Genomic DNA, 6,128 nt, shown 5'->3' on the forward strand with positions numbered 1-6,128 from the left:
GACCAAAGCCCTAAACGCTAGAGATTATAGTGAGATAAAAAAAAACGCCAGTTTCAAACTGGCGTTTTCATTTTCTAGCCTGATTATTTATGTTTCGGTTTGTAGAAACCAAAGTAACCAATAATCAAAATAATGAACCAGATTGGGCTGACCATCAGCGCTTTCATGGTGTCTGCTTCTAAAGACAACACATAAATCATGCCGATAAAGAAAATAATTACTACCCAACAGGTCAACAAACCACCCGGTAATTTAAAAGTCGATTTTGCATGCAATTCTGGACGTGTTTTGTAATACACGATATAGCTCCAGATAATCATCAGCCAGACACAGATAAATAGGATGGTTGAAAGTGTGGTTGCAAGAGTAAATGCTTCAACAGTATTCGGCACGAAGTACTGAAGTGCAGCACCGAGTAACAAACACACAGCAGAGAAATAAAGTGCATTGGCAGGCACAGCACGTTTATTTAAATGACCGAAGGCTTTAGGACCCTGCTCTTCACGTGACAGACCAAACAGCATACGGCTGGTCGAGAACACTCCACTGTTCATCGATGACATCACCGAAGACAGTACCACCAGGTTCATAATAATCGCCGCAGCTGCAATACCCGCCTGACTAAACAGGTTGACGAATGGGCTGATATTCGGGTCGATTTTGTTCCACGGTGTGACCGACATGACAATGACCAGTGCCAGCACATAGAAAATGATGATACGAATAGGGATCGAGTTGACTGCTTTAGGCAAGTTCTGTTCAGGATCTTTGGTTTCAGCTGCTGTGGTACCCACCAGTTCCACACCGACGAAGGCAAAGATGGCAATCTGGAAACCAGCCAAGAAACCCGTCACGCCTGTTGGAAATAAACCGCCATGTGACCAGAGATGAGTAAAGGAAGCGACTTCACCTGCGGTAGAAGAAAACCCGGTAAAGATCATCCACAGACCCACAGCAATCAATACGACAATGGCAATAATCTTGATTAAAGCAAACCAAAACTCTAATTCACCGAACAATTTAACGGTAACCAGATTCAGCCCCATAATAAACACAATGGCGGCAACACTGATCATAACCCCTTCACCAGGCGTAAACGGCAGCCCTCCGTTAAAGAACTGCAGGTAATAAATAATGGCCGACAAGTCAGCAATACCAATGGTGATCCAGCACAGCCAATAGGTCCAGCCGACAAAATAACCCGCCCATGGACCAATCAAATCGGTTGAAAAATCAATAAAAGACTTGTATTTCAGGTTAGACAGTAACAGTTCGCCAAGCGCACGCATGACCAAAAAAACCATAAAACCAATAATCATATAAATGATCAGAATGGATGGCCCGGCCAGGCTGATGGTTTTACCCGACCCCATGAACAAACCTGTACCAATAGCCCCGCCAATCGCAATAAGCTGCAAATGCCGATTCGACAGACTCCGCTGCAGTTCACCACCTTCAGTCGATGAACGATGATTCTCATTTGACATTGTTATTTTCGTCTCTCAATTTCGTGTGATAAAAGTAGCTCAAATTAAAAAAAATAAATAAAGTTTTTTGAGCGTTTGTTAAATATTTTTCAAGCTTGACTGTGTTTTTGTCGCTTTTTCACGCAATTTTGGTCCATTTTGTATTCCTTTTCTGTATTTCCCTTCAAGTTAGCAGTTTACGTGCCAAGATAAAGTTTGGCGAGAATTTATGCAAAAAATTGTATTTCCATACAGCTATTGCTACATTCTTCATCCGTCTTCTGATTTATATAGATACCACTCAAATGAGCAAAGTCAAAACTGTTTACCGTTGCGAACAATGTGGAACAGACCATCCGAAATGGGCGGGACAATGTTCAGAATGTGGTGAATGGAACAGCCTGCTCGAAGTCACTCTTGCACCCGCAACAACACACCGTGCCCAGCCGAAAATGGGCGGTGGCTATGCCGGTCAGGCTGCCAACATCACCACTCTGAATAAAGTTTCTGTTTCACATGAAACACGCTTGGCTACAGGGATAGGTGAATTTGACCGCGTTCTGGGCGGTGGTCTAGTCACCGGTTCTGTGGTGCTGATTGGCGGTGATCCCGGAATTGGTAAATCCACCATTCTTTTACAAACGGCGACCCATATGGCAGCTGCGCAGAGTTCTGCACTCTATGTGACTGGTGAAGAGTCGCTGTCGCAAGTCGCTTTGCGTGCCCATCGTCTGGAATTGCCGACTGAGCATCTTAAAGTCATGGCAGAAACCTGCGTGGAACGAATCTGCGAGGTGCTTGCGCAAGAACGCCCTGCTGTTGCCATTCTGGATTCGATTCAAACCTTATATACCGAAACCTTACAGTCAGCACCGGGTGGTGTTTCGCAAATTCGTGAATCGGCGGCTTTACTGACCCGTTTTGCCAAAAATAGTGGCACAGCGCTGTTCATTGTGGGTCATGTGACCAAAGAAGGCGCATTGGCGGGACCCCGTGTACTGGAACACATGGTCGATTGTGTCCTGTATTTTGAAGGACAATCCGACTCACGTTACCGGATGATTCGCGCGGTAAAAAACCGTTTCGGGGCGGTCAATGAACTGGGCGTGTTTGGCATGACTGATAAAGGCTTACGTGAAGTCTCCAATCCTTCTGCCATTTTCTTAAGCCGTTATGATGAAGCGATTCCCGGTTCGATTGTGATGATCAGCCGTGAAGGCACCCGTCCCCTGTTGGTTGAAGTACAAGCTTTGGTGGATGATGCGCATGGCCAACCTCGTCGTGTGGCACTCGGTCTGGAACAAAACCGCCTGAACATGCTGCTGGCTGTCATGCACCGTCACGGCGGGGTGCAAACCTCTGGACAGGATGTGTATGTCAATGTTGTTGGCGGTTTAAAGATTACCGAAACCGGTTCGGATCTGGCCGTCCTTTTGGCTTGTGCTTCAAGCTTGCGTGGCAAAGCCTTACCACAACAACTGGCGGTATTTGGTGAAGTCGGACTGTCCGGTGAAATCCGTCCGGTGCCAAATGGTCAGGAACGTTTAAAAGAAGCCATTAAGCATGGTTTTAAATACATTATTTTACCACGTGGCAATGCGCCACAAAAACCGATTCCGAATGTACAGATCATTTCAGTAGCACGTTTGCATGAGGCCTTGACGGAGGCGATGAACTTAAGTGAAGAGTTGGCTTAAGCTTAAACATATGAAAGGTTATATAAAAAAATCACCAATTTGATATTGAAATTCGGTGCAAATGACTGCATAACTATAAAGCTCTAATTTACTTTTTTATTTAGGAAAAATCGATGGAAGTTCGACAGCGTGGTTTGATGGCCGGTATTTTAATGGCAGCTATGGTGGTTGCACCAATGGCCGAAGCAAAACGTGCAGGTGGCGGTAAAAGCCATGGCATGAGCCGTTCTGCTGCTCCAACCCAGTCTTACCAACAACCGCGTCAAGCTACTCCTGTTCAACAACCTGTTGCCCCTGCCCAACAAAAATCGGGTTCAGGTGTAGGTAAAATGGTTGCTGCTGGTGTTGCTGGTGCTGCAGTTGGTGCAGTTGCAGCGAATGCTTTAGCAGATGATAAAGCTGCAAGTGAAGCACAAACTCAGCAAGAGGAAGAAAAAGGCGGAATTCCGGGCTGGATCTGGATTCTTCTGGCAGCAGCAGTAGCATTCTTCTTGTTCCGTAAATTCGGAGCAAAAAAAAAATTAGCAGCCAATAATCCTTATGCACCAAACAATGCTGGAAACACAGCGCCGTTTGGTCAGCAAAATGCAGCACCACGTACTTCAAATGACAGCACCAATATTTTTGGTCAGTCTGTAGGTGGTTCTGCAGGTGCAGCAACTCAAGCACCTTTTGGTGCAGCTTCAACACAAAGCGGCAACCAATTGCCAGATGGCACCGAACCTGCTGCATTCTTGCGTGTTGCCCGTCAACGCTTTAACCATATTCAGTCCATGAATACAGCAAGCAACATTGCTGAAATTCAACGTTATTTAACCCCTGATCTTTATCAGTCTATGTATAACGACATTATGGCGAACCAAGACCAGGACGTTGCCGAGTTCTCTAACCTGAATGCAATGGTGGTCGATTCTGCAACTGAAAATGGTCAATATGTTGTAAGTGTTCGTTTTACCGGTACAGTAAGCGAAGACTTAAACAGCTTGCCACAACCTTTTGCAGAAGTTTGGCATTTTGTAAAACCTGCGGGTTCTAATCAGGACTGGTTGGTTGCCGGTATTCAGCAAGAACACTGAGTGTTTGTGAACACCCTCTCGGTTAAAAGCACTGACATGAGTTGATGTTTTTAGTCACGATACTGTAAAAGCCAATCTTCGGATTGGCTTTTTTATTTCATTCCTTTTAGGCTATAGCAAAAGTTTTTGGATATAGGTATGTCTAACCGAATTTCTCCTCCTGCCTCACTGATGAATTTAGCCATTACAGGAAATGCAAAAGCGCAATTTGAACTGGCTGAGCTGTATATGCAAAGCGAGCATGATGATGACATTATTCTTGCCGAAGAATGGGCGCTGAAAGCCGCAGAAAATGGTAATGTCGAAGCGATGTACTGGCTGGGTGAAGGTTATACCGTTTATGCCAAAGACTTGGCTGAAGAAGACCCGGAAGAATCCAAAGCACATTTTGAACTCGGCTATTACTGGCTGAGCAAAGCCAATATACAGAAACACCCTGCTGCGACTTTAGAATTGGCGGGTTATTTCCGTCGTGGCGATGTGATTGAAAAAGATGTGGCCAAATCTGTGTCTTTAGTCAAGCAGGCTGCTGAATGGGGCGAAGTTCAAGCCATGCGTGATTTGGCCTTTATCTATGAAAATGGTCTAGGTATAGAAATAGATGAAGAACAAGCAGATTACTGGACTGAAAAAGCACAAGCAGCTGAAAAATAAATTAAGACTGAAAAAGCCCATCAAATGATGGGCTTTTTCAGTCTTTAAATATTAACGCTCGATATCATCATTAATATCAACCACAATTACTTGTCTGCAAATCCCTTCTGCATTTCGTTGTTGTTCAAATATAGCCGCAGGCATCGCATCAAAACTGTCAAAGAAACAGATTTCATCTTCATTGACATCATAAACAAGGGAGTGATTACCCACGCCTTCTAATGTGTCGTAATAGGCAATCATAAATTTATTTTGCTCAAATGCCTGTTGAATTTGCTGATAATTTAACGCAGCAAGAATGGGCAAATTGAGTTGCTCTGCTTCCTGGTAACTGAGCTTTTCACTCTGCTGAAGATCAGGGTCAGGATCGGTATAGAACTGCACATGAAAACCAAACTTTTTCAGACCGACAGCTAAGCCGATGGTCGTCGTGCCATTTTCTGAATCATATCTACATACCTCTACCAGCTGCTGAATATCGGCATCGATACCTAAATGTTGTAGTAGCATCCATACCGCAAAAATACCGCCATTTGCTTCTAAGTTAGCTAACTCTTCAGGTATTTCCAAAGACATAATTTTCATCCAAAATATGATTTTATTGATAATAAACAAAATGGCAGAAACTCGAAATTAAATAATTATCTAAACCTATAGAAAGTGTATAAATTTCAGATATATTAAAGATAAATAATCAAATTTCAGTAAATTAGAAATGGCATATCAAGCTACAATTTTAAATGTAATGATCGCATCACCAAGTGATGTCGCAGAAGAAAGACAACTTGTTCGTGATGCAATCTATGAATGGGTGAGTAGACCAAGGGAATTTCACCCTTAGCCCCTCGCAGAACCGGACATGAACCTCTCAGCTCATCCGGCTCCCATTATCCAACCGATGGTAAACATCCCATTTTCCAGTGCACAAAGGCATTTGGAAAATCACGCGCAAGTCGCCCTAAGGCATATCTAGCCCGTCTTTTATGACGGGCCAAGTTTTTATACTTACGCCTCATCCAGCGTATAAGATAAGCATTCATGTGTTGCCAGATCGCTGACATTGCTGAACCATGGAATCGACCATAGTATTGCTGCCAACCTTGAAGAGTTGGATTGAATATTGCAGATAAATCACTTAATTCGCGATTACACATCAGATGTAGATGCCATTTCCGAATAGTCTGTCGCATTGCTTTAAGTGCATCACGACTGACTGCAGGAGAGAAATTTACATA

At 43.8% G+C, this 6,128-nt stretch carries 6 protein-coding genes; 3 read left to right on the top strand and 3 right to left on the bottom strand.

Annotation, left to right across the window (positions count from 1 at the left end; all coding sequences use genetic code 11):
* Positions 1 to 83 precede the first annotated feature (83 nt).
* Positions 84 to 1,487, bottom strand: coding sequence for an amino acid permease (locus FTT83_RS12105; RefSeq protein WP_180176664.1), 1,404 nt, complete (start codon positions 1,485 to 1,487; stop codon positions 84 to 86).
* 284 nt (positions 1,488 to 1,771) lie between these two features.
* On the opposite strand from FTT83_RS12105, the gene radA reads away from it, so the two are divergent.
* The 3 genes from radA (at position 1,772) to FTT83_RS12120 (ending at position 4,893) form a co-directional block, all read left to right on the top strand.
* Positions 1,772 to 3,163: a DNA repair protein RadA gene (radA, locus tag FTT83_RS12110; RefSeq protein ID WP_166167359.1), complete on the top strand. Its 1,392-nt coding sequence runs from the start codon at positions 1,772 to 1,774 to the stop codon at positions 3,161 to 3,163.
* A 113-nt stretch (positions 3,164 to 3,276) separates the two neighbouring features.
* Positions 3,277 to 4,239, top strand: a complete 963-nt coding sequence (locus tag FTT83_RS12115) for a Tim44 domain-containing protein (protein ID WP_180176665.1) — start codon at positions 3,277 to 3,279, stop codon at positions 4,237 to 4,239.
* A gap of 138 nt (positions 4,240 to 4,377) precedes the next feature.
* Entirely contained in the window at positions 4,378 to 4,893 is a 516-nt protein-coding gene (locus FTT83_RS12120; RefSeq protein WP_180043188.1) for a tetratricopeptide repeat protein, read from the top strand.
* Between the two features lie 51 nt (positions 4,894 to 4,944).
* On the opposite strand, the gene FTT83_RS12125 is transcribed toward FTT83_RS12120, so the two are convergent.
* Positions 4,945 to 5,469 carry a cysteine peptidase family C39 domain-containing protein gene (locus FTT83_RS12125; protein WP_086196226.1) on the bottom strand — a complete coding sequence of 175 codons (525 nt, stop codon included), beginning with the start codon at positions 5,467 to 5,469 and terminating at the stop codon, positions 4,945 to 4,947.
* A 311-nt stretch (positions 5,470 to 5,780) separates the two neighbouring features.
* The coding region (locus FTT83_RS12130; RefSeq protein WP_306670418.1) for a group II intron maturase-specific domain-containing protein at positions 5,781 to 6,128 on the bottom strand (348 nt) is incomplete at its 5' end.

This window comes from Acinetobacter sp. YH01018 (assembly GCF_013420295.1).
Lineage (GTDB): Bacteria > Pseudomonadota > Gammaproteobacteria > Pseudomonadales > Moraxellaceae > Acinetobacter.

Excerpts from the sequence above, each read along its gene's own strand:
- FTT83_RS12105 (WP_180176664.1), bottom strand. The coding sequence starts at position 1,487 with ATGTCAAATGAGAATCATCGTTCATCGACTGAAGGTGGTGAACTGCAG.
- radA (WP_166167359.1), top strand. The coding sequence starts at position 1,772 with ATGAGCAAAGTCAAAACTGTTTACCGTTGCGAACAATGTGGAACAGAC.
- FTT83_RS12115 (WP_180176665.1), top strand. The coding sequence starts at position 3,277 with ATGGAAGTTCGACAGCGTGGTTTGATGGCCGGTATTTTAATGGCAGCT.
- FTT83_RS12120 (WP_180043188.1), top strand. The coding sequence starts at position 4,378 with ATGTCTAACCGAATTTCTCCTCCTGCCTCACTGATGAATTTAGCCATT.
- FTT83_RS12125 (WP_086196226.1), bottom strand. The coding sequence starts at position 5,469 with ATGTCTTTGGAAATACCTGAAGAGTTAGCTAACTTAGAAGCAAATGGC.